We start from the raw sequence: 22300 nt of genomic DNA, 5'->3' as shown, positions 1-22300 counted from the left end.
GCTTACATCAAGCGGGGTATCATCCCTATATCATCAGGATGACGGTATGGACACGTATTACAGGATGATAGGCCAGTGAAAGGCGAACACGCAGTGAGTGGCGACAGTCTTGCCTGTTCGGGGCATCAGGAAAGCCCGGAAAGAAAAAGGCATGACTTGGGATATCTGCCTTTTCTGGTGCGGCGTGATGGTGTGTGGCTTTATCGGGGCACGCCCATAAAGCGTAAGGCCATGCTGTGCATGTTTGGCTCCATGCTCACGCGGGATGAAAAAGGGGCATACCTGCTGCGCTCCCCTTTTGAGACCGGGTATATTGAGGTGGAAGACGTGCCTTTTCTGGCGGTAGAGCTAGATTGGACGGGCTGTGGCAAAATGCAGCGCCTGTGTTTTCGCACCAATATGGATGAAGTGGTGGTGGCCGGGCCGGAGCACCCGATTCGGACAGATTGGAACATGCCACCAGAAGCCTGCCCGGAGAGCTGCCCCCCTTACATTCGGCTGCGGGAAGGCGATAACCGGCACTTTCCGCTAGAGGCGCGTTTATCTCGCCCGGTGTGGTACGAACTGGCAGCTTTGGCAGAGCCGGGCATGTGCCAGGGTATTCCCTGCATGGGCGTTTGGAGCTGCGGCTGCTTTTTTCCGCTGGCCAGGCAAACATCCGGCACAGATTGCGACGCATGACCCCAACTTTATTGGACCGCTTGGAGCCTGCGCGCCTGCATGCGCTGGAGCAGATATGGGCCGTGCTGCCTGAAGCGCGTCTTGTCGGTGGTGTGGTGCGTGACCTGATGGTGGAGCGCCCCATTGCGGACGTTGATCTGGCAGTGCCACAACCGCCCGAGGAGGTCATGCAGCGCCTGAAGGCGCAGGGTATGACAGTTGTGCCCACAGGGCTGGCGCATGGCACGGTCACGGCGGTGATCGATTCCGCGCCCTATGAAATCACAACCCTACGGCGAGATGTGGAAACAGACGGACGCCACGCCGTGGTGTGCTGGACAGACAACTGGCAGGAAGATGCCGCGCGCCGTGATTTTACAATCAACGCCATGTCCTGTGACAGCACGGGCACTGTGCACGATTATTTTGGCGGCCAGCATGATCTGGCAGATGGAACTGTGCGCTTTGTAGGCGATGCCACGCTGCGGATACAGGAAGATGCCCTGCGTATTTTGCGTTTTTTTCGCTTCTGGGGGCGCTACGGGCGTGGGCAGGCAGATGCACAGGCCATGCACGCCATTACCGCACAGGCAGAATTGCTGAACGGCCTGTCTGTTGAGCGTATATGGTCTGAACTCAAGCGTATTCTGGCTGGGCCGAAGGTGCTGGAAGTTGTGTATCTGATGCAGCAGGCCGGTATTTTGCCTGTTCTGCTGCCAGAAGGTACAAATGTGCCTTTGTTTGCGCAGTTAATGGCGTGTCATCCGCCAGCAGATGCCCTGCTGCGGTTGGCAGCTTTGGTGCCAGCAAAAAGTGCGGATCTGGCGCGCCGCCTTAAATTCTCTCGCGCTGAAGCCGCGCGTCTGAAGGCCATGCAGGCTGAACCCGTGCCTTTGCCCGATATGTATGATGCGCAATTACGCCACTTATTGGCAGATACCTCGCCGGATATTTTGGCTGCACGCAGTTGGCTGTATCAGGCGCGGCATCTTGAGGTTTTGGGCACAGAACTGCGCCAGCGTCTGGCGCAGCTTGAAATACCTGTGTTCCCCCTAGCAGGGCGAGATCTGCTGGAGGCAGGTTGCCAGCCGGGGCCGCATGTTGGGCAGGTGCTGAAAGATGTGCGCAACTGGTGGCAACAGGGCGGCTGCACAGCGGATAAACAGGCCTGTTTGGCCCATGCGTTAAGGCAGGTGAAAGCGTTGCCATAATAAAACCATGCGCCAGCCTCTTACGTGAAAGGGTGGGAGGCTGTTAGAGAAGAGCGCATGACGTCACAAGCATCTGCTTCCTCTACCCGTTCGTCCCGTTCATCCCGCGATTTGTTGCCGGATGATACCCGCGTGCTTCTGAGGAGGTTATGGCGGGAGCAGGTGCGCCATTATCCCGGTAACCTTACGGCTGTTGTGCTGCTTACGGTGTTAACCGCCGGGCTTACGGCGCTGTATCCGCTGGTTATCCAGCGCGCGCTGGATATGTTTTCTAGCCACGATTCCCGCATTCTGTATCAGGTGCCGTTGCTGGTGGTGCTGATTACGGTTGCCAAATCCATTTCCCAATACGCGCAAACGCTGGCGTCTCAAGGGTTGGTGCTCAAGGTTATTCGCGGTTTGCAAAGCGAGATGTTCGCGCATCTGGTGCAGGCAGATATTACCGATGTAGAGCGCGAGGCTCCGGCCAAGCTGGCAGCTCGCTTTACCACGGATGCCGTTTCCATCCGTGAAGCCATGATCCGGGCCGTGAACTCGCTGGGTGATGTTGTGACCGTGGTGGGGCTGATTGCCTCCATGTTCTACATGGATTGGGAGCTTAGCCTGATTGCCGGGCTGCTTTACCCTATTGCCGCAGTGCCTATTCAAAAACTGGGCAAGCGTGTGCGCCGCGCTTCTGGCGGCATGCAGGAACGGATTGGGGAAACAGCCGCATTTCTAACGGAAAGCTTTAGTCAGGCGCGCACCGTGCGCGTGTATCGGCTTGAACAGCGCGAGGAAGAGCGCGCTGCTATTTCTTTTGATCATCTGCATCAGGCCATGTTGCGCATTACGCGGGGCCGTGCGCGTGTTGACCCCTTGCTGGAAGCACTGGGTGGCTCAGCCGTGGCGGCCGTATTGGGTTTTGCAGGCTGGCGTGCGGCTATGGGTGGCGCCACGTTGGGAGATTTTTCTGGCTTTGTGGCTGCTTTGTTGCTGGCAGCGCGCCCTCTGCGTGCATTGGGCGCCTTGAATGCTGCCTTGCAGGAAGGTTTGGCCGGGCTTGTGCGCATTTTTGAAATTATTGATGAAAAACCGGCTGTGGCCGATAGCCCGAATGCTGTGCCTCTTTGCGCTGGTCAGGGTGATCTGGTTTTTGAAAACGTAGGTTTTGTTTACCCAGATGGGCGGGTTGGCCTTTCTGGCCTGAATTTTGAGGCCAAGCCCGGCTTTACTGTCGCTTTGGTGGGGCCATCTGGGGCAGGTAAGTCCACCGCACTTTCTCTGGTGCCGCGCCTGCATGATGTAACATCTGGCCGCATTTTGCTGGATGGGCAGGACTTGCGTGATCTGACGCTGGCCAGCCTGCGAGATGCCATTGCCTATGTTAGCCAAGACCCTTTGTTGTTTGATCTTTCTGTGCGCGACAATATTCTGATAGGCCGCCCCACAGCTACGGAAGAAGAAGTGCAGGCTGCAGCCAAGGCCGCAGCGGCTGAAAAGTTTATTCTGGCTTTGCCCGCAGGGTATGAAACCATAGTGGGGCCGGGCGGGCAGCGCCTTTCTGGCGGCCAAAGGCAGCGTGTGGCCTTGGCACGTGCACTGCTGCGCAACCCGCGCCTTCTGCTGCTGGATGAGGCCACAAGTGCGCTGGATAGTGAAAACGAAGCCGCCGTGCAGGATGCCTTGGCAACCCTGCGCCAAGGGCGCACCACGCTTGTTGTGGCTCATCGTCTTTCTACCGTGCGTTCGGCTGATCTGGTGGTGGTGATGCAGGAAGGGCATGCCGTGGAATGCGGAAACCATGATGAGCTCATGGCGCAAAATGGCCTGTATGCGCGTCTGGTCAGAACGCAGGGGCTGGAACGCTAAGGCTAGCACTGCAGATCAGACGTAGCAAACTGCGTCTTTTTTACAGCAAAACATTAAAAACCCAGGTTGCACGTGCGCTGAATACCATGTGCGACTTGATGCCCGCCTGTGAACATGCCACAACTCTGACCGACCAGTTCGGTCAGAGAAAGAGTGACCGAAAAAGCAGGGTATGCGCCGTGCGTTTGAGATGGCAGGGAACAGTATGACAGACGACCACAACGACCAGTCTTCCGCAAATACCGGCGCACCAGCCAAGCCAGAAGAAAAGAAAAAAGAAAATCCCCGCCGCAAGATTATTCTCACTGGGGTTATTGCCGTACTGGCTGTAGGTGCCGGTGTGTACTGGTTTATGACTCGCAATGAAGTGGAAACGGATGATGCCTTTACCGCAGGGCGTGCCATTACCATTGCACCGCATGTGAGTGGGTATGTGACGGAACTGCTGGTGAACGATAACCAGTTTGTACGCAAAGGCCAGCTTTTGGCCCGCATAGACCCGCGAGACTGGAAAGCAGCGCGAGATCAGGCAGCCGCACAGGTTGAAAGTGCGCAGGCCTCCAAAAATGCCAGTGACATGATGCACATGGTGGCCATGCTGGAGTTCCCCGGTAAGCTGTTGCAGGCAAAAGGTCAGCTAGAAGCCGCCAAGGCGCAGGAATTTAAGGCGCAAACAGATTTCCGCCGCCAGCATGTGGTGGAACGTGCAGCAACCTCGCAGCAGGATATAGATTCCGCCCGCGCGGCGTTGGATGCCGCCAAGGCCCGCGTGATAGCCGCACAGGGTGCCGTGCAGATGGCCATGCCCGTGCAGCCCAATATTCAGAACGCCGCCATCCAGATCAGTCAGGAAGAGGCCGCGGTTAAAACTGCGCAGGCCCGGCTGGAAACAGCCAACCTGAATCTGGAATGGACAGAAATTCGTGCTCCGCATGATGGCTGGATTTCTCAGCGTAATCTGGAGCAGGGCAATTACGTGCAGCAGGGGCAGAATATACTGTCCATTGTACAGCCAGAAGTGTGGGTGGTGGCCAACTACAAGGAAACCCAGATTACCCGCATGAAGCCCGGCCAGAAGGTGGATATCAAGGTTGATGCCTATCCATCCCTCAAGGTGCATGGGCATATTGATTCATTGCAAAAAGGCACGGGCGCGCAGTTCAGTGCCTTCCCGCCAGAAAACGCAACAGGCAACTACGTAAAAATCGTGCAGCGTGTGCCTGTTAAAATCCTGATTGATGATGGTCTGGACCCCAACCAGCCGCTGGCACTTGGTATGTCCGTAGTGCCTACTGTGCATGTTGATACAGAAGGCCATTCTGATGCCCCGCCGCGTGATGGGGCAGAACCTGCAACTCCGGCCCCGGCTGCGCAATGAGCACACAGGCCGAAGTAGCCCCCGGCGGGTGGAAGCCGAAGCATAACCCATGGACTGTCGCCTTTGTTGTTACCATGGCGGCGTTCATGGAAATTCTGGATACAACCATCGTGAACGTCTCCCTGCCGCATATCGCAGGGAGCCTATCCAGCACGTATGATGATGCGACGTGGACACTCACGGCCTATCTGGTAGCCAACGGGATTGTGCTGACAATTTCTGGGTGGCTCGGTAAGGTTTTTGGCCGCAAAAACTACTTTCTTATCTGTATTGTTATGTTCACCGTATCATCGTTTTTGTGTGGTACGGCTACCAGTCTTGCAGAACTGGTTATTTTTCGTCTGATGCAGGGTTTTTTTGGCGGAGGGCTTCAGCCCAACCAGCAATCCATTATTCTGGATAGCTTCCCGCCCGAAAAGCGTGCCGCAGCGTTTGGCCTTACCGCCATTGCAGCGGTTGTGGGGCCGGTTATTGGCCCAACGCTGGGTGGGTGGATTACCGATAACTTCTCATGGCGCTGGATTTTCTTCATCAACGTGCCATTCGGGTTTCTTACCACCGTTGGTGTGATGGCGCTGGTGGAAGATCCACCATGGGCGCGTAAACAGAAAGCCCCGGTAGATGCCATTGGCATCAGCCTGATTACCATTGGTTTTGCCAGCCTTGAAGTGATGGTGGACCGTGGTGAGGATGCAGACTGGTTTGGCTCTACCTTCATTCGCATTATGGGTGTTCTGGCGTTTCTGGGCATTGGTGGCGCCATTTTGTGGCTGCTGCATGCCAAAAACCCGGCGGTGGATTTGCGCGTGTTCAAGGACCGCAACTTTGCGGTGGGCACAGCACTTATGGGGGCAATGGGCGCGCTGCTTTATGCATCCGCCATTATTGTTCCGCAGTTTGCCCAGCAGGTTATGGGCTACACGGCCACAATTTCTGGCTTGCTGCTTTCTCCGGGCGGGATTGCCGTTATCTTCCTGATCCCGATTGTGGGTAAGTTGATGACGCTGATGCCCGTGCGCAATGTGATTGCACTGGGTTTTGGGCTTATGGGCATCGCTCTGTTCTGGTCTGCCCATTTGCTGCCATTGCTGGACTTCCACCACCTCATGCTGTTCCGCATGAGCCAGACAGCCTGTTTGGCCTTTCTGTTTGTGCCGCTTTCTACCATTGCGTATTCCACCATTCCCGAAAAGCTGAATGCAGATGCCTCGGCGCTGTTCAGTATGGCGCGTAACGTGTTGGGGTCTTTGGCTATTTCTGGTGCTACGGCACTGCTTACAGAGCGGCGGCAGGCGCATCAGTCCTACATGGTGCAGTGGATGACACCGTACCATCAGCCGTATAATGATTATCTGGCACAGGCCAAAGGTGTTGCCACAGCCCACGGATACGCCCCTGGTGCCGCACAGGCTATTGCCCAGCATACCCTGTTTCAGGAATTTACCCGGCAGGTGGCCATGCTTTCTTACAACGAAGTGTTTATGATCTTGGGTATCGGCTCGTTCCTGTGCGTGCCGTTCTGCTTCCTGTTTTCTGCCATTACAGGCAGCGGCAAAACGACTGGCGCACATTAAAAAGCGCAGCAAAAAGCCAATAAAAAAGCTCCCTGACTATGGTTGGTCAGGGAGCTTTTTTATTGTGCGTTATGTTTATGCGCGGGGTTTTGCAAATTGTGCAAAATCCTGCACCAAGCGTTCATAAATCGGTTTTTTAAACCCGACATTCTGCTGGGGCAGAGTGGCAAGCTCTATCCATTGCCATGCGTCAAATTCTGCTGGGGTTTGGGCATCCAGCCGGATATCGGCATCTGTGCCCTCAAAAGCCAAGGCAAACCATTTTTGTGTCTGGCCCCGATACTTCCCACCCAATGCACGGCCTATAAGGTGCTGGGGCAGATCATACGTAATCCATTCTGGATGTTCGGCCAGAATACGCACTTTATCTGTGCCAATTTCTTCCGCCACTTCGCGCAGTACGGCTTTTTGGGGGTCTTCTCCGGCATCAATGCCGCCTTGGGGGCATTGCCATGTACCTTCGCTCAATGGGCCGCCAGCGCCGGGCATATCCGTGCGCCGGGCAATAAAAATGCGTCCATCAGCATGAAAGATCATGGCCCCCACATTAGGGCGATACGGAAGGGACGGAGAGCTTGCGTCTGTCATTGTTGCGGCTGGCCTTGCTGCTGCACACGTGGGTTGGAAAGGTTCACATGCATGCTGCCATCTGCGGCGGCTGGGCCGTAAGCAGACATATCTGGCGGCAGAACAATCTGGCTGACTGGCACCAACGCAATGCCCATGTCTTTGAGGTGCGGCAACCACGCGCGCAGGCAGGCCATGGCCACAGGCCGCAATGGCCCCAAAATGCCAATGGCACGCCCGTTCTGCCGTGCCATTTGCTGGAGTTTCAGCAACTGGATATCAATGTTGACAATATCCGTATCCGTGTTCACCACCACATCCGCGGTGGCAGTGCTGCTAGCCCCTTCGGTTTGTGTGCCGGGTGTGGCATCCAGATACAGCAGACCACGTTGGTCTATGGCCTTTACCAGAGATTTAAAGCTTTCAGATTGCGGGAAACTGCCACCATTCTGGCCTGCAAAGGCGTTGGTAACACCCACATAGCCCGCCAGATGAGAAAGCGCCCAGTTCAGATTATCCATGTTCTGCTGGGGTGAAAGCAGCAACCCAAGTGCCTTGGGGCCGGCATCTGTGTTCTTGGTGGCGTTATCCTGAATGGGGAGAGAAAGCAGCGTTTCATGCCTGTGCTGGCGTGCTGCGTTCATCAATTCTTCAGGGTTGGCGGCATAAGGTGAAATACCCAGAGAAACCGGGCCGGGCAGGGAGTTTATGGCTTCGGTTGTCAGGTCATCTGTCTGGTCTATGCCATCAATCAGCAATGCCACCATGGGGGTGCCGGGTGGCACATCCACCGCAGGGGCGGCATAAACCTTTTTGGGTGTGCGATCATGCGCACCCACTTTGGGGAGGGGAAAGCCCCCCGGCCCATTCTTGCTTTCCAGCAGATCAGCCTGCGGCCCCGGAATGGTGGTGCGCTGCGCGGGGGAGGATTGTTTGGCAGCAGAATCTGCCGAAACATCAATATCCTGCCCCTCAATGGAAAGGCCGGGCGGCCCCATAACCTGTAACCCTATGGCAAGCGCCACAGCAGCTGTGGCGCACCCGCCCCAAAAGCGGATAAAGGCGCGCCCGTTAGAGGGCAGTTGCTGCCAGAGCGATGGAGTGTGCATGGCCTTTCCCTTTCGCGCCCTTAGTGGTGCGTTGCACTATCCGTTTTGGCGGGTTGCTTGGCAGGTGGCAGAGATGCAGCCGGATCAGGAGAAGGCAGGCCCGCCATAAAGCGCACAATGCGCAGGCCTTCCTGAAGCTGGAAGTCTGTTGTGGGCTTGTCGTATTCAAACTCCGGCCAGTTTGCTGGCGGTTCGTTTGGAATATCCTTGGCAATGGCAGGCAGATCTGTGCGCGGCTGTGCTTTGGTCTGGTTGCCACCCTGATTTTTCAGAATATGTTCCAGATCAGCTTCGCGCAGGCTGAAGGCCGGGTCTTCCCGCGTTTCCTTCACCACAATATCGGGCGTGATGCCCAGCGCCTGAATGGAGCGGCCAGAAGGTGTATAGTAACGCGCGGTGGTCAGCCGCACGGCACCGTTACCCGGAATGGGGATAATGGACTGCACAGACCCCTTACCGAAGGAACGTGTGCCAACCAGCACTGCCCGGTGATGATCCTGCAACGCGCCGGAAACAATTTCGGAAGCAGAAGCGGAACCACCGTTAATCAGCACCACCAGCGGCAGACCATCAGTAATGTCGGTGCCGTGGGCATCCCAACGCTGACTGTCTTTGGGGTTGCGCGAGCGGGTGGAAACAATCTCACCCGAGCGAATGAAGTTGGAAGAAACATCCACAGCCTGATCCAGCAGGCCGCCCGGATCATTCCGCAGATCCAGCACCAGCCCGGCCAGCTTGCCACCAGCCTGCTGTTTAAGGCTGTTATAAGCCTTCAGCAGTTCTTTTTCCGTGGTTTCGTTAAACTGTGCCACGCGGATGTACCCCACCCGGTCATACAGCGCGGATTTGACCACATCGATGTGAATCACTTCACGCGTTAGCGTCACCACAATTGGCTTGGGTGTTTTTTCGCGCACCAGTGTCAGGGTAATTTTGGTGTTGGCCTTGCCGCGCATTTTCTTCACGGCTTCGTCCAGCGGGGTGCCGTCAATCGGGTGGCCATCTACGGCAATAATGTAATCGCCCGGCTTGATGCCAGCCCGAAAACCCGGTGTGCCATCAATGGGGGATACAACGCGGATATGCCCATCCTGCTGCTGAAGTTCCAGACCAAGGCCGCCGAACTCGCCCTTCATCTGCACCATCATGTCATCATACTGTTTTTGCGTCATGTAGGAGCTGTGCGGGTCCAGCCCGCTCAACATGCCATTCAGCGCATTTGTAATTAGATCACGGTCTGAAACAGGTTCCACATACTGTTGGCGGATCATGTCCATAACCGTGCCAAACAGTGTGAGAAGCCGGTATGTTTCAGCGTGGTTTGTGGTGGGTGTGGCATCTGGCGCAGTGGCAGCCTGCGCGGGGGAAGCTACAAGGGCAGAGCCAGAAAAGTGGCCCGGATGAAAAGCCAGGGCAAGGCCGGTTAAGGCAGTGGCGCCGAACATCAGACCTGTGCGGAACTTCATGCGATCGTCTCTCCTGTCGCAGGGCTGTATGTGGCCCTTGCGTGTTCTTCCTGTCTTTTCAGCCAGCACAATAGGGGTGTGGCCAAGGTTTTACGCGCATAACCAGATGTTCTGGCGTTGGTTGGGCAGAGTAACCTTTGTGCTCCTGCTTGGCAAAGTGCCAGCGTGTTTTCTGCCATTACAGAAATGGCGCGGGATTGATGGTTTTCTGCCCATGGCGCAACTGAATGAACAGTGTGCCAGAGCCTCCGGAACTGCCCATCTGTCCTATAGGTGCGCCCTTTGTCAAACTCTGGCCCATATCTACGGCCAGTCCGCTCAGGCCCGCCATGATAAAGCGGTAATGGCGGCCGCAATTCAAAATAAGCATTTGCCCATAGGTGCGGAACGGGGCTGCAAAATCCACAGTGCCAGCACAGGGCGCGCGCACGCTGGCACCGGGGGGCGTGCGATACGTCATACCCGTAGCGGGGCCAGATTCGGTGGCAGACCCCCAAGTAGAAATAAGCGCGCCCGCAACGGGCCGTAGGCCAGACCCGGCAGAGGGATGCTCTGCCAGCCCCGGGCCTTGTGTTTTTACCATAGCGGCCATTTTGCGGCGTGCGGCTTCTGCCCGCGCGGCCTCATGCGCACGTTCTGCGGCAGCTATTTCTTTTTGCAGGGCAGATTCGGCCTGTGCCTGAAGGGCATCCAGTTTGGAAACAGCATCCTGCAAACTGGCCGCGCGTTGTGTGGCGGCCTGTAGCTGATGCGTGGTGTTCACGGCAGTGGCAGACGCCTGTTTTTGTGCTTCCCGCGCAAGGGCTGCCTGTTGGCGCACGGTATCGCGCTGGTGGCTTTGGGTTTGCTCAAGCTGGTTTAATTCAGCCAGCTTGTTTGTAAGCGTGGTATTTAATGCAGCCAGCCGAGCCTGACGGGCGCGCATGCCTTCGGCTTCCTGCTCCATCTGCCGGGAAAGCCCGCGCAAAACCAAAAAGCCGGTAATGGCATCACCCTGCGGCATGGGGGCAGCCAGCAAGGTATCTGATGGATAAAGGGAAAGACGTTCCGCCAAAGGCAGAATAGGGGCAAGCGCATGGGCATCCTGCACCAAGGCTGCCTGAAGAGATGCCTGCTCCTTTTTCACATCCGAAATCTGATCTTGCAGATCAGCAATTTGCTGCTCGGTGCTTTGAAGTTGCGATGTAGCACTTACCGTTGCAGCAGAAAGTGCAAGCGCACGGTTTTTGGCTTCTGCCGCTGCGGCCTGAGCTGCCTCATTCTGGCTGCGAGATTGCGCAACTGCGGCAGCTTGGCGCGCTTTTTCCTGCTCCATGGCCTCATGCTGTGCATGGGCGGCATTTACGGCAGCCTGTGCTTCGCGCACTGAACGATCGGACATAACGGAAGGTTCTGCGGCCGTTTTGCTTTTGCGCGCATGTGTGCTGCGGGCTTTGCTTTCCCGCGCAGGGGTTTTGGCCGTAGTTTGTGTGGCATGATGTGCCGTGGCTGCTTTTTTATGATGTGTGGTTGCAGCCTGTAAGGGCATTGCCGGGTAGCCCGCCAGCAAAGCAGGGGCTGCAACCAGAAGCGCCGTATATCCGGCCAGTTTTCCCCAGTGGGAAGAAGGGCAGACAGGGGAAGAAAAAGGCCGGATACGTTTCATTCAGCGTTCAAGCAGGGAAGAACCCGTCATTTCCGCAGGTTTTGGCAGGTTGAGAAGAGCCAGCAGCGTGGGGGCAATATCTGCCAGCCTGCCGCCATCACGCACAGCAGATGCGCCCGAGCCATAGGCAATAAAGGGCACAAGGTTAAGCGTGTGTGATGTATGCGGGCCGCCGGTTTTGGGGTCTTTCATGGTTTCGCAGTTACCATGATCTGCCGTTACCAGCAGCGCGCCATGTTGTTCTGCTATGGCCTGCGCAATGCGGCCCAAACCAGTATCCACGGCTTCCACGGCCTTTACGGCAGCATCCAGCTTGCCCGTATGGCCGACCATATCCGGGTTGGCAAAGTTGAGAACAAGCAAGTCGTATTCACCACTTTTAATGGCCGCTACGGCTTTGTCCGTCAGTTCCGGGGCAGACATTTCCGGCTGAAGATCATAGGTGGCCACTTTGGGGGAGGGTACCAGAATACGATCTTCCCCTTCAAACAGCATTTCGCGCCCACCGTTCATGAAGTAGGTGACGTGCGGGTATTTTTCCGTTTCCGCCATACGGATCTGCTTGAGGCCTGCGCGGGAGACAACTTCCCCCAACAGGTTTGTCAGTTCCTCTGGCGGGAACAGAATGGACATGCGTTTGGAAAGCGTATCGCTGTAATGTGTCATGGCCACAGCGGCGGCAAACTGCACAACCTTGCCGCGTGCAAAGCCATCAAAATCAGGCTCCAGCAGGGCATCCATCAACTGGCGGATGCGGTCTGCACGGAAGTTGAAGGAGAGAATGCCATCTCCATCCTTCATGCCGGTATAGCCTTCCAGCACGGTGGGGATGATGAACTCATCCGAAATATCGGCCTGATAGGCGTTGCTTACCACATCTTCTGGCGTAGCAGCTTTTGGGCCTTCTGCGCTGACAATGGCGTTGTAGGCTTTTTCTACCCGGTCCCACCGTTTGTCGCGGTCCATGGCGTAGTAACGGCCGGAAATGGTGGCGAGTTTTACGGAAGAAGGCAGATCAGCGCGCAGTTTTTCCAAAAACTCCTGTGCGGAGCGTGGAGCCGTATCGCGCCCATCTGTAAACAGGTGGAAGGCCACTGGCACACCCGCTTGGGCAACAATGCGCGCAAGAGCGACAGCATGATCCTGATGGGAATGCACACCACCGGGAGAAACAAGGCCCATCAGGTGGCAGGTGCCGCCGCTTTTTTTCAGCGTGGTAATAAAGTTTTCCATCACCGGGTTGCGGGCAAGGCTGCCATCCCGAATGGCGGTGAAAATGCGCGGCAGTTCCTGCATCACCACACGGCCAGCACCAATGTTCAGATGTCCAACTTCGGAATTGCCCATTTGCCCTTCAGGCAGGCCTACATCTTCACCACTGGTGCGCACAAAGCTGTGCGGGCTGTTTTGCCACAGCTTGTCAAAATTGGGGGTGCGGGCAATCTGCACCGCGTTGTCTGACTGATCCTCTCGCCATCCAAACCCATCAAGGATGACAAGCATGACTGGTCTTTTCTGTGGGTGCGATGTGGAGGTCATAGGTTAAGCCTTTTTATGTTTTTTGTTTATGCGTGAATAATGCCACCAAATTGCATGAAGACAAAGAGGGCAAGTGCAGCAGGTGCCCATATGCCCAAACACAAAGGGCAGCCCCAATACTGGAGCTGCCCTTTGTAAAAGCCTTAACACCTAAAAGTTTTCAGGCGCGGCGCACAATGTAGGATTTGCCCAGTTCCTGCGTGATAAGGGCAGCGTGTTCTGGGTCTCGCGCTTCTATCATCACTTCCAACTGTGCTGCCTGCACGGAAGGGGCAGCAAACAGGCGCTGGTGCGAAACTTCAATAATATTGCCGCCAGCTTCCCCAATGCTTTTGGAAATATCGGCCAGAACACCGGGGCGATCTGGAATTTCCATAATCAGGCGCAAAATGCGGCCATCACGCAGCATAGCGCGCAGCAGGGTGTTGGCCAGAATACGGCTATCAATGTTTCCGCCAGAAACAGGCAGGGCAACCTTTTTACCGCGGAACATATCCGGGTAGGTCAACAGGGCAGCAAGCCCGGCAGCGCCTGCGCCTTCACTAACCTGCTTGGCGCCTTCAGCCAGCAGGGTAATGGCGTTTTCAATAGCGGATTCAGAAACAACCAGAACCTGATCAACCAGCTTGCGGATAACTTCATCCGTCTGGCGGCCAATTTGCAGAACGGCAATACCTTCCGCAATGGTTGCGCCCCCATTGGGGTGCGTAGCAGGGCCGGGGAAGGCGCAAAGGGAATCATACTTTTCCACCTGCACGCCAATCAGCTTGATATCCGGGCGCATGGCGCGGGCTGCCACGGCGCAGCCAGAAAGCAGGCCACCACCACCAATAGGCACCACCAGCGCATCCAGCGGCCCGGCATCCTGAAAAAGCTCCAGCGCGCAGGTGCCTTGGCCCGCCATCACTGCGGGGTCATCATACGGGTGGATAAAGGTGCGGCCTTCACGCGCCTGCAGGTCTTCTGCAAACATCAGGGCTTCTGCAAAGCTTTCGCCTTCCAGAATAACACGTGCCCCCCAGTTGCGGGTGCGCACCACTTTGCCTGCCGGCGTAAACTTGGGCATGACAATAACGGCATCAATACCCAGCAGGCTGGCATGGCGGGCCACACCCTGCGCATGGTTGCCAGCAGATACGGCAATGACACCACGGCTGCGCTCTTCGGGGGAAAGCAGTGCCAGTTTGTTGGCGGCACCACGCTCCTTGAACGACCCGACAGCCTGAAGATTTTCAAGCTTAAGGGTAATATCAGCCCCGGTTGCCTTGGAAAGCGCGTGGGATGCAATGGTGGGCGTGCGGATCACATTGCCACGGATACGATCTGCCGCGGCTGTGACATCCTCAAACGTGATCATATTAGATGAATTTGACAGAAAGGATTTCGTAAGTCCGATCTCCGCCCGGTGCGGGCACAGAAACGGTATCGCCTTCTTCCTTGCCAATCAGCGCCTTGGCAAGTGGGGAGGAAATGGAAATGCGATGTTGTTTGATGTCTGCTTCATGCAGGCCAACAATCTGGTACGTAATTTCCTTGTCCGTATCTTCGTCCACAAGGCACACAGTGGCCCCGAACTTGACCTGCTTGCCAGAAAGGGTTGTGGGATCAATAACTTCTGCAGTGGAAATAAGTTCTTCCAGCTCCAGAATACGGCCTTCAATAAAGGACTGTCGTTCCCGAGCTGCGTGATATTCCGCATTTTCAGAAAGATCGCCGTGGCTACGGGCTTCCGCAATGGCGCGGATAACTGCCGGACGTTCTTCTGATTTCAGCTTGCGCAGCTCATCTTCTAGCTGCAGCAGGCCCTTGCCCGTCATTGGAGTTTTCTGCAAGACGCATCCCCAGACTTAAAAAAGCAGCCGGAACCAGCGGGTTCCGGCGCAAAAGTTAAACAGTTACACGGGCAAGGCATAACCTGAAAGCAGGCTGCCACCCGAACATGGCTAAGGGGGCGCGGGCGGGTTATGCCCGCGCCTTTAGCTTAGAATGTTCCACTAAAGTATGACTGAAGTGGCGCAACATCAAGCGGTCCTTCACGCATTGCCGCAATTGCATGAATTGCAGCCCGCGCTCCGGCCATGGTGGTGTAGTGTGGAATACCCAGCACAAGGGCAGAGCGGCGGATATCAAAACTGTCTGCCACAGACTGCGCACCCTGTGCCGTGTTGATAACCATCTGCACCTCACCAGAGCGAATGGCATCCACACAATGTGGGCGGCCTTCCAGCACCTTATTCACAAGGTTTACCTCAATACCGGAATCGCGCAGCTTTTTGGCTGTGCCGCGGGTGGCCATGATACGGAAACCCATGGAAGCCAGCAGGCGGCCCAGCGGCGGCAGCTGGGGTTTGTCACTTTCACGCACGGAAAGGAACACCGTGCCGGAGGTTGGCAGCTTAACGCCAGCCCCAAGCTGGGATTTGGCAAAGGCACGCTCGAAAGATGTATCCAGCCCCATGACTTCACCCGTGGAGCGCATTTCTGGCCCCAGAATGGTGTCTACTTCCGCAAAGCGGTTGAAGGGGAATACAGCTTCCTTGACCGCAACATGCGGCACCACGGCCCGGTCATCCAGATTAAAGCCGGAAAGTTTGGCGCCAGCCATAACGCGCGCACCAATCTTGGCTACCGGCACACCCGTTGCCTTGGCCACAAACGGCACGGTGCGGGATGCGCGTGGGTTCACCTCAAGAACAAAGATTTCCTGATCCTTGATGGCGTACTGCACGTTCATCAGGCCCACAATGCCCAGTTCCCGCGCCATGGCTTCTGTCTGGGCTTTCAGCTCAGTTACAATCGCGGGGGAGAGGGTATAGGGCGGCAGGGCGCAAGCACTATCACCAGAATGGATGCCTGCTTCTTCAATGTGTTCCATCACGCCAGCCACATACACATCCGTGCCGTCTGCAATGCAGTCCACATCCGCTTCAATGGCTTCGTTCAGGTACCGATCAAGCAGGATCGGGCCAGAAGAAATATCGTGCCCGGCCATTGTCAGCACATCGCGCATATAGCGCTGCAGGCCGTTACGGTCGTACACAATTTCCATGGCGCGGCCACCCAGCACGTAGGAAGGGCGCACCACAACCGGGTAGCCAACCTTTTCGGCCACGGCTTCGGCTTCTTCTGGCGTGCGGGCAATGCCGTTTTCTGGCTGACGCAGGCCCAGCTTGTGCAGCATGGTCTGGAAGCGTTCACGGTCTTCTGCCCGGTCAATGGCATCTGCCGGGGTGCCCAGCAGCGGAATGCCTGCGGCTTCCAGAGCACGAGAAAGCTTGAGAGGTGTCTGCCCGCCATACTGCACAATGCAGCCCTTAACCGTGCCTTTCTGCTGTTCGCAGCGGATAAGGGAGATCACGTCTTCAGCCGTCAGCGGTTCAAAGTACAGACGGTCGGAGGTGTCATAGTCGGTAGAAACCGTTTCCGGGTTGCAGTTGACCATGATGGTTTCATAACCAGCTTCACGCAGGGCGTAAGCGGCATGAACACAGCAGTAATCGAACTCGATACCCTGCCCGATACGGTTGGGGCCACCACCCAGAATAACAATCTTTTCCCGGTCTGTCGGGTTGGATTCACAGGTTGGCGGCGCAAACTGCCCTTCGTAAGTGGAATACATATACGGGGTGGAGGATGCGAACTCACCCGCACAGGTATCAATGCGCTTGTAAACCGGCGTAACGTCAGCTTCTGCCCGCAGTTTGGCCACTTCTTCAGGCTGCGTGCCAGACAGGCGGGAAAGCTGCACATCCGAGAAGCCAAGGGCCTTCAGGCGGCGCAGGCTCTGGGCATCCTTCGGCAGGCCGTGATTTTCCACTTCCCGTTCTGCGTGAATGATTTTTTCCATTTCACGCAGGAACCAGGGCTCAAACTTGCAGGCTTCGTGAATGTCATCCACGGAAAGGCCCGCACGCAGCGCCTGTGCAGCCATAAGGATGCGTTCCGGCTTGGGCTGGGAAAGAGCCGCGCGGAAGGCATCTTCTCCACCATCGCCGGGCTGTTCCACTGGGTCCAGCCCGTGCAGGCCGGTTTCCATGGAGCGCAGGCCCTTCTGCAAGGCTTCGGGGAAGGAGCGGCCAATAGCCATGGCTTCCCCAACCGATTTCATGGAGGTGGAAAGCAGGGCCGGTGCGCCGGGGAACTTTTCAAACGTAAAGCGCGGAATCTTCACCACCACGTAGTCAATGGTGGGTTCGAAAGAGGCCGGGGTGGTGCGCGTGATGTCGTTTTTCAGCTCATCCAGCGTGTAGCCAACGGCCAGCTTGGCCGCCACTTTGGCAATAGGGAAGCCCGTAGCCTTGGAAGCCAGCGCAGAGGAGCGGGACACGCGGGGGTTCATTTCAATAACCACCATGCGGCCATCTTTGGGGTTCACCCCAAACTGCACGTTGGAACCACCCGTTTCCACGCCAATGGCCCGCAGGCAGGCAATGGAGGCATCACGCATGCGCTGATATTCTTTATCTGTCAGCGTGAGTGCCGGGGCAACGGTGATGGAATCACCCGTATGCACACCCATGGGGTCAATATTTTCAATGGAGCAGATGATAATGCAGTTGTCCGCCTTATCGCGCACAACTTCCATTTCATACTCTTTCCAGCCCAGAACGGATTCTTCCACCAGCACTTCCGTGGTGGGGGAGGCATCTAGCCCGGAAAGCACGATCTGGTCGAACTCTTCACGGTTATAGGCAATGCCACCGCCGGAACCACCCATGGTGAAGGATGGGCGGATAATGGAGGGAAAGCCAATCTGCTTAAGCGCATCGTGTGCTTCTGCCAGCGTATGGGCAATAAAGCTGCGCGGGCTTTCAATGCCAATGGCATCCATGGTTTCGCGGAACTTCTGGCGGTCTTCCGCCCGGTCAATCACCTCGGCGTCTGCGCCAATCAGTTCCACGTTGTGCTTGGTTAAAAAGCCCGAGGCATGCAGCGCCATGGCGGTGTTCAGCGCTGTCTGGCCACCCATGGTAGGCAGCACGGCATCTGGCTTTTCCTTAAGGATAATGCGTTCCACCACTTCCGGCGTAATGGGTTCCACATAGGTGGCGTCCGCAAGGCCGGGGTCTGTCATAATGGTGGCCGGGTTGGAGTTTACCAGAATAACCCGGTAGCCTTCTTCCCGCAGGGCCTTACAGGCCTGTGCGCCAGAGTAATCGAACTCGCACGCCTGCCCGATAACAATGGGGCCAGCGCCGATGATGAGGATGGAGCGGATGTCTGTCCGTTTGGGCATGATACGTTCGTTCCCGTTATTTCTTGGCGCTGTTAAGGTCGATCAGGGTGACAAAGCGTTTGAACAGATAAAAGCTGTCAGACGGGCCGGGGCTGGCTTCGGGGTGATACTGCACGGAAAACGCCGGATACTTGTCTGATGCCAAGCCTTCGTTTGATCCATCAAACAGGCTGACATGCGTCACATGGGCATCGGCAGGCAGGGTATCGGCATCCACGGCAAAACCGTGGTTCTGGCTGGTAATTTCCACCCGTTTGGTGGCCAGATCCTGCACCGGCTGGTTGGCCCCGCGGTGGCCGCGTTCCATCTTGTAGGTTTTTGCACCCAGCGCACGGGCCAGAAGCTGATGGCCAAGGCAGATGCCAAACAGTGGCACGCCAGCATCCAGCACAGCTTTAATGGCGGGCACAGCATATGTAGCTGTTGCTGCCGGATCCCCCGGGCCATTGGAAAGGAAGACGCCTTCAGGCTTAAGGGCCAGAATTTCTTCACCCGTGGTGGTGGCGGGCACAACGGTTACGTCGCATCCAGCGGCCACAAGGCAGCGCAGGATGTTACGTTTTGCGCCGTAATCTACAGCCACAACCTTGCGGCGGTTTGTGGGGGCTTCCTTGCTGCCTTTGGGCCATTCCCACACGCTTTCTGTCCACGCATATGGGGCGGCGCAGGTAACTTCCTTGGCAAGATCCATGCCTTCAAGGCCGAGCCATGCTTTGGCTTCTGCCAAAACGGCATCCAGATCAAACTTGCCATCCTGCGGGAAAACCAGCGCGGCCGTTTGCGCACCCTTGTCACGGATTTTCAGGGTGAGGGAGCGGGTATCCACACCGGCAATGCCGGAAACGCCGCGTTCCTTCAGCCACGTATCAAGGCTTTCTGTTGCGCGCCAGTTGGCCGGTGCCGTGGGGTCTTCCTTCACCACAAGGCCGCGGGCAAACACTTTTGCGGCTTCATCATCTTCGGCATTCGCGCCCACATTTCCGATATGGGGGAAGGTAAAGGTAATGATCTGCCCGGCAAAAGATGGGTCTGTCAGTGTTTCCTGATACCCGGTCATGCCGGTTGAAAAGCAGATTTCGCCAATGGAGGGTTTGGAGGTAAAAGCGCCAAAGCCTTTCCCCCACAATACGGTTCCATCTGCGAGAACAAGCGCGGCGGTGGCGCCTTCGGGGCGGGCGTCGGGCATGGATGATCCTGTCTTGCTATCTCCCGCATGGGGGGAGGGTCGGTCTGTCGGAATGGGCTGGAGGTCTTCCAGGGAAAGGCCGGTGGCCTGCGCAATAACTGGCCAGTGGCGGGGCGGAATAGCCTGCGCCTGCCGCCATTTGCGGATGGCTTCTGTGCCAACGCCTGTCAGCTTGGCTGTGGCATCTGGGCCGCCAATCCGGGCGATAATGGTATCTATGGACAAGGGCATGTGCGTGCTTGTGCCTCCCGAAGCCGTCTTTTAGCACTCGATTTCCAAGGTGGGAAGAAATTTCCCACCCGCAAGATGGGGTGATGGAAGGGGGTGGGAAGTTTTTTCCCGTAGTGTTGCATACGTGCCGCGCAGGAGGAGATGAGGCTCTTTATTTTTCGCCAGATGTTTTTTGTGAGTCTGGGTGATAAGGTGCGCCCGATTGCAGCACAGAAAGAGCGGAGCATATGGAAATGACATTACGTGAACGCCTGATGGCAGACCTGAAAACAGCCATGAAAGCAGGCGAAAGCGCCCGTGTGGCCACAATCCGGATGATTACGGCCAAGCTGAAAGATGTGGAAATTGCAGGACGCGCCAAAGGGCAGGAAGGCCTGAATGAAAACGAAGCCATTGCCGCCCTGCGTGGAATGGTAAAGTCCCGCACGGAATCTGCTGGCATGTACCGTGATGGCGGCCGCCCTGAACTGGCGGAAAAGGAAGAGGCAGAAATTAATGTCATCCGTGGTTATCTGCCGCCAGAAATGGATGAAGCTTCCCTGAAGGCTGCGGTGGATGAAGCCGTTGCTGCCGTAAAGGCCGAAAGCCTGAAGGATATGGGTAAGGTGATGGCTGAACTGAAAAACAAGTTCGGCGTGGCGCTGGATATGGGTAAAGCCAGTGCTGCTGTCAAAGCGCGTCTGGGCTAAGCGTTTTTTAAACGTCATATTGCAGAAATAAGTATCGGCCCGATCTGGGGTGGCTTTGTGCCGCTCGGTCGGGTCGCTTGATGAAACGGACAGTCAATGGCGATTGATTCAGCTTTTCTGGATGAATTGCGGGCCCGCACGCCCATTGCGTCCGTTATCGGGCGCAGGGTCAAGCTGGCCCGCTCCGGGCGGAACTGGAAGGGGTGCTGCCCCTTTCACGGTGAAAAAACGCCTTCCTTTTACGTGTATGATGATCACTTCCACTGCTTTGGCTGCGGCGTGCATGGAGATGTCATCTCCTTTGTCATGCAGATGGAAGGCAAGAACTTCCCTGAAGCTGTAGAGGAATTAGCCTCCAGCGCAGGCATGGAAGTGCCAAAGGATACGCGCCGCACGCAGGAAGAAGTGGCGCATGTGCGCTCGCTGGAAGATGTGCTGGCAGCTACGCAGGAAATTTGGTCCCGCGCTTTATACAAGCCGGAAGGGCGCGCTGGGCTGGATTACCTGCTGGGGCGCGGCCTCACGCGGGAAACGCTGGAAACCTTTGGTTTGGGTTGGGCGAGCGAGCGGCGGGGAGAACTGGTTTCTGCCCTCGCGCCCAAAGGTATTACGCCCGAGATGATGGCTGAAGCCGGCCTGATGCGGGTGGATGAGCACGGCCACCCCAAGGGCGAGTTGTTCTGGGGGCGTGTCACTTTCCCCATTCGGGATCGCAAAGGGCGGCTGGTTTCCTTTGGTGGGCGTATTCTGGGTGATGGGCAGCCCAAATATCTTAATGGGCCGGAAACCCCTGTTTTTTCCAAACGGCGGCTGTTGTTCGGGCTGGATCGTGCCCGCGCTGCTGTGCGTGCGCCGCGGCCCAAAGGTGTATTGGCGCCGGATCTGGTGGTGGTGGAAGGGTATATGGATGTTATTGCCCTGCATCAGGCCGGTTTTACGGGGGCTGTGGCCCCGCTGGGCACAGCGTTAACGCCTGAACAGCTAGAGGCGCTCTGGCAGGTCGATCGTGCACCCATTCTGTGTTTTGATGGGGATGCAGCCGGGCGCAGGGCCGCAGTTAAAGCGGCGGAAACCGGGCTGCCGCTGCTCAAGCAGGATTACTCCCTGCGCATTTGCCTCCTGCCAGATGGAGAAGATCCAGATAGTCTGGTGCGCACACGCGGGCGGCAGGCTGTGGCGGAGATGTTTGCTGCAGCGCAGCCTTTATCTGAGGTACTGTTCGATCTGCTGAGCGCAGGCATCAACAATCCGGGGCCGGAAGAGCGCGCAGCCCTGCGGCGTAGGCTCACGGAAGTTGCCGCCCTTATTCCAGATAAAATGCTGGCGTCTGAATATCGCTCCACATTGCTGGATCGGTTTTTTACAACCTTCCGGCGTGGCGGTGGTGGCAAATGGAACGGGCCGCAGGGGCGTAAAGCCAATGTGCCAGCCTCGGTGCCCGGTGCCGTGCCAGTTAACATGGATCAAGCGCGAGAGCGCCAGCGCCTGATGCTGGAGTTGCTGCTGTTTCATCCTGTATTGGTGCCGGAGGTGGAGGAAGCTCTGTGCCGGCTGGATTTGCCAGAAGAATTTGCCGAGGTGCGTGCCCTGTTGCTGGACCTTTCTGCCGAGGGTGAGTTGCCAGACAATGCTGCGGCATTATATGCATGGTTACAGGCGGAAGGGGCGGAGGAAACCATTCGCGCTGTCATGCGTGAAAGCTACTCTGCGATGTCGGAAAGTGATGCAGAAGACCCGGCACACACTGTTGCGGCAAGAACACAGTGGTGGCATTTTTATGGTTTGCTCTACGGGCCGCAATTTATTCAGGAAGTAAATCGTGAGATTGCGCGTTTTGTTGAAAAAGGCGGAGATTCCGCTGAATGGCAACGGTTACAGGCGCGGCTAGAGGCAATGGAGCGCCTGAAACGCGGCGGTGTGGACGACACCGAGCTATAAGACAACAAATGTGTTCAGGG

At 56.6% G+C, this 22300-nt stretch carries 16 protein-coding genes; 7 read left to right on the top strand and 9 right to left on the bottom strand.

What is annotated here, in order from left to right; all coding sequences use genetic code 11:
- Nucleotides 1–75 precede the first annotated feature (75 nt).
- The 5 genes from ABNV41_RS06485 (at nt 76) to ABNV41_RS06465 (ending at nt 6674) form a co-directional block, all read left to right on the top strand.
- Complete coding sequence (locus ABNV41_RS06485; protein ID WP_050819580.1) at nt 76–681, top strand: DUF1285 domain-containing protein; 606 nt, start codon at nt 76–78, stop codon at nt 679–681.
- Nucleotides 678–1871 (top strand): CCA tRNA nucleotidyltransferase, encoded by a 1194-nt coding sequence (locus ABNV41_RS06480; protein WP_050819581.1) that lies wholly within the window; start codon nt 678–680, stop codon nt 1869–1871. The genes ABNV41_RS06485 and ABNV41_RS06480 overlap by 4 nt, the downstream gene beginning before the upstream one ends.
- Nucleotides 1872–1928: 57 nt before the next feature.
- Nucleotides 1929–3722, top strand: a complete 1794-nt coding sequence (locus ABNV41_RS06475; RefSeq protein WP_050819582.1) for an ABC transporter ATP-binding protein — start codon at nt 1929–1931, stop codon at nt 3720–3722.
- A 172-nt stretch (nt 3723–3894) separates the two neighbouring features.
- Complete coding sequence (locus ABNV41_RS06470) at nt 3895–5100, top strand: HlyD family secretion protein (RefSeq protein WP_087651391.1); 1206 nt, start codon at nt 3895–3897, stop codon at nt 5098–5100.
- Nucleotides 5097–6674 (top strand): DHA2 family efflux MFS transporter permease subunit, encoded by a 1578-nt coding sequence (locus ABNV41_RS06465; protein ID WP_050819584.1) that lies wholly within the window; start codon nt 5097–5099, stop codon nt 6672–6674. Before ABNV41_RS06470 ends, ABNV41_RS06465 begins: the two co-directional genes overlap by 4 nt.
- A gap of 75 nt (nt 6675–6749) precedes the next feature.
- Here ABNV41_RS06465 and ABNV41_RS06460 read toward each other — a convergent pair whose 3' ends face one another.
- From ABNV41_RS06460 to carA, 9 genes are all read right to left on the bottom strand, one after another.
- Nucleotides 6750–7262 (bottom strand): RNA pyrophosphohydrolase, encoded by a 513-nt coding sequence (locus ABNV41_RS06460; protein ID WP_050819585.1) that lies wholly within the window; start codon nt 7260–7262, stop codon nt 6750–6752.
- Nucleotides 7259–8350, bottom strand: a complete 1092-nt coding sequence (locus tag ABNV41_RS06455) for a divergent polysaccharide deacetylase family protein (RefSeq protein ID WP_050819586.1) — start codon at nt 8348–8350, stop codon at nt 7259–7261. Before ABNV41_RS06455 ends, ABNV41_RS06460 begins: the two co-directional genes overlap by 4 nt.
- A gap of 20 nt (nt 8351–8370) precedes the next feature.
- On the bottom strand, nt 8371–9816 hold the full coding sequence (locus ABNV41_RS06450) for a S41 family peptidase (RefSeq protein WP_087651390.1): 1446 nt from the start codon (nt 9814–9816) through the stop codon (nt 8371–8373).
- Between the two features lie 178 nt (nt 9817–9994).
- Nucleotides 9995–11461: a murein hydrolase activator EnvC gene (locus tag ABNV41_RS06445; protein WP_050819588.1), complete on the bottom strand. Its 1467-nt coding sequence runs from the start codon at nt 11459–11461 to the stop codon at nt 9995–9997.
- Nucleotides 11462–13000 carry a 2,3-bisphosphoglycerate-independent phosphoglycerate mutase gene (gpmI, locus tag ABNV41_RS06440; protein ID WP_050819589.1) on the bottom strand — a complete coding sequence of 513 codons (1539 nt, stop codon included), beginning with the start codon at nt 12998–13000 and terminating at the stop codon, nt 11462–11464.
- Nucleotides 13001–13160: 160 nt separating this feature from the next.
- The gene (locus ABNV41_RS06435) at nt 13161–14357 is read right to left on the bottom strand and encodes a threonine ammonia-lyase (protein WP_087651388.1); all 1197 of its coding nucleotides are present in this window, start codon (nt 14355–14357) and stop codon (nt 13161–13163) included.
- Nucleotide 14358: 1 nt separating this feature from the next.
- On the bottom strand, nt 14359–14832 hold the full coding sequence (greA, locus tag ABNV41_RS06430) for a transcription elongation factor GreA (RefSeq protein WP_080986776.1): 474 nt from the start codon (nt 14830–14832) through the stop codon (nt 14359–14361).
- Nucleotides 14833–14981: 149 nt separating this feature from the next.
- Nucleotides 14982–18236, bottom strand: a complete 3255-nt coding sequence (carB, locus tag ABNV41_RS06425; RefSeq protein ID WP_050819592.1) for a carbamoyl-phosphate synthase large subunit — start codon at nt 18234–18236, stop codon at nt 14982–14984.
- A 16-nt stretch (nt 18237–18252) separates the two neighbouring features.
- Entirely contained in the window at nt 18253–19653 is a 1401-nt protein-coding gene (carA, locus tag ABNV41_RS06420) for a glutamine-hydrolyzing carbamoyl-phosphate synthase small subunit (protein ID WP_050819593.1), read from the bottom strand.
- A 233-nt stretch (nt 19654–19886) separates the two neighbouring features.
- Between carA and ABNV41_RS06415 the strand changes: the two genes are divergently transcribed.
- Both ABNV41_RS06415 and dnaG read left to right on the top strand, forming a co-directional pair.
- Nucleotides 19887–20342: a GatB/YqeY domain-containing protein gene (locus ABNV41_RS06415; protein ID WP_050820375.1), complete on the top strand. Its 456-nt coding sequence runs from the start codon at nt 19887–19889 to the stop codon at nt 20340–20342.
- A 96-nt stretch (nt 20343–20438) separates the two neighbouring features.
- Nucleotides 20439–22280 (top strand): DNA primase, encoded by a 1842-nt coding sequence (gene dnaG, locus ABNV41_RS06410; RefSeq protein WP_050819594.1) that lies wholly within the window; start codon nt 20439–20441, stop codon nt 22278–22280.
- Nucleotides 22281–22300 lie beyond the last annotated feature (20 nt).

Origin of the sequence: Acetobacter sp. A11-2, assembly GCF_040208445.1 — a bacterium.
GTDB classification, from domain to species: domain Bacteria; phylum Pseudomonadota; class Alphaproteobacteria; order Acetobacterales; family Acetobacteraceae; genus Acetobacter; species Acetobacter oryzoeni.
Note: the sequence above shows the minus strand (reverse complement) of the source record. Positions and strands in the feature narration are given on the sequence as shown.

Coding starts and splice junctions, on each gene's coding strand:
- ABNV41_RS06445 (WP_050819588.1), bottom strand. CDS start 11,461: ATGAAACGTATCCGGCCTTTTTCTTCCCCTGTCTGCCCTTCTTCCCAC.
- gpmI (WP_050819589.1), bottom strand. CDS start 13,000: ATGACCTCCACATCGCACCCACAGAAAAGACCAGTCATGCTTGTCATC.
- ABNV41_RS06455 (WP_050819586.1), bottom strand. CDS start 8,350: ATGCACACTCCATCGCTCTGGCAGCAACTGCCCTCTAACGGGCGCGCC.
- ABNV41_RS06415 (WP_050820375.1), top strand. CDS start 19,887: ATGACATTACGTGAACGCCTGATGGCAGACCTGAAAACAGCCATGAAA.
- ABNV41_RS06450 (WP_087651390.1), bottom strand. CDS start 9,816: ATGAAGTTCCGCACAGGTCTGATGTTCGGCGCCACTGCCTTAACCGGC.
- ABNV41_RS06480 (WP_050819581.1), top strand. CDS start 678: ATGACCCCAACTTTATTGGACCGCTTGGAGCCTGCGCGCCTGCATGCG.
- carB (WP_050819592.1), bottom strand. CDS start 18,236: ATGCCCAAACGGACAGACATCCGCTCCATCCTCATCATCGGCGCTGGC.
- ABNV41_RS06435 (WP_087651388.1), bottom strand. CDS start 14,357: ATGATCACGTTTGAGGATGTCACAGCCGCGGCAGATCGTATCCGTGGC.
- ABNV41_RS06475 (WP_050819582.1), top strand. CDS start 1,929: ATGACGTCACAAGCATCTGCTTCCTCTACCCGTTCGTCCCGTTCATCC.
- carA (WP_050819593.1), bottom strand. CDS start 19,653: ATGCCCTTGTCCATAGATACCATTATCGCCCGGATTGGCGGCCCAGAT.
- dnaG (WP_050819594.1), top strand. CDS start 20,439: ATGGCGATTGATTCAGCTTTTCTGGATGAATTGCGGGCCCGCACGCCC.
- ABNV41_RS06470 (WP_087651391.1), top strand. CDS start 3,895: ATGCGCCGTGCGTTTGAGATGGCAGGGAACAGTATGACAGACGACCAC.
- ABNV41_RS06465 (WP_050819584.1), top strand. CDS start 5,097: ATGAGCACACAGGCCGAAGTAGCCCCCGGCGGGTGGAAGCCGAAGCAT.
- ABNV41_RS06460 (WP_050819585.1), bottom strand. CDS start 7,262: ATGACAGACGCAAGCTCTCCGTCCCTTCCGTATCGCCCTAATGTGGGG.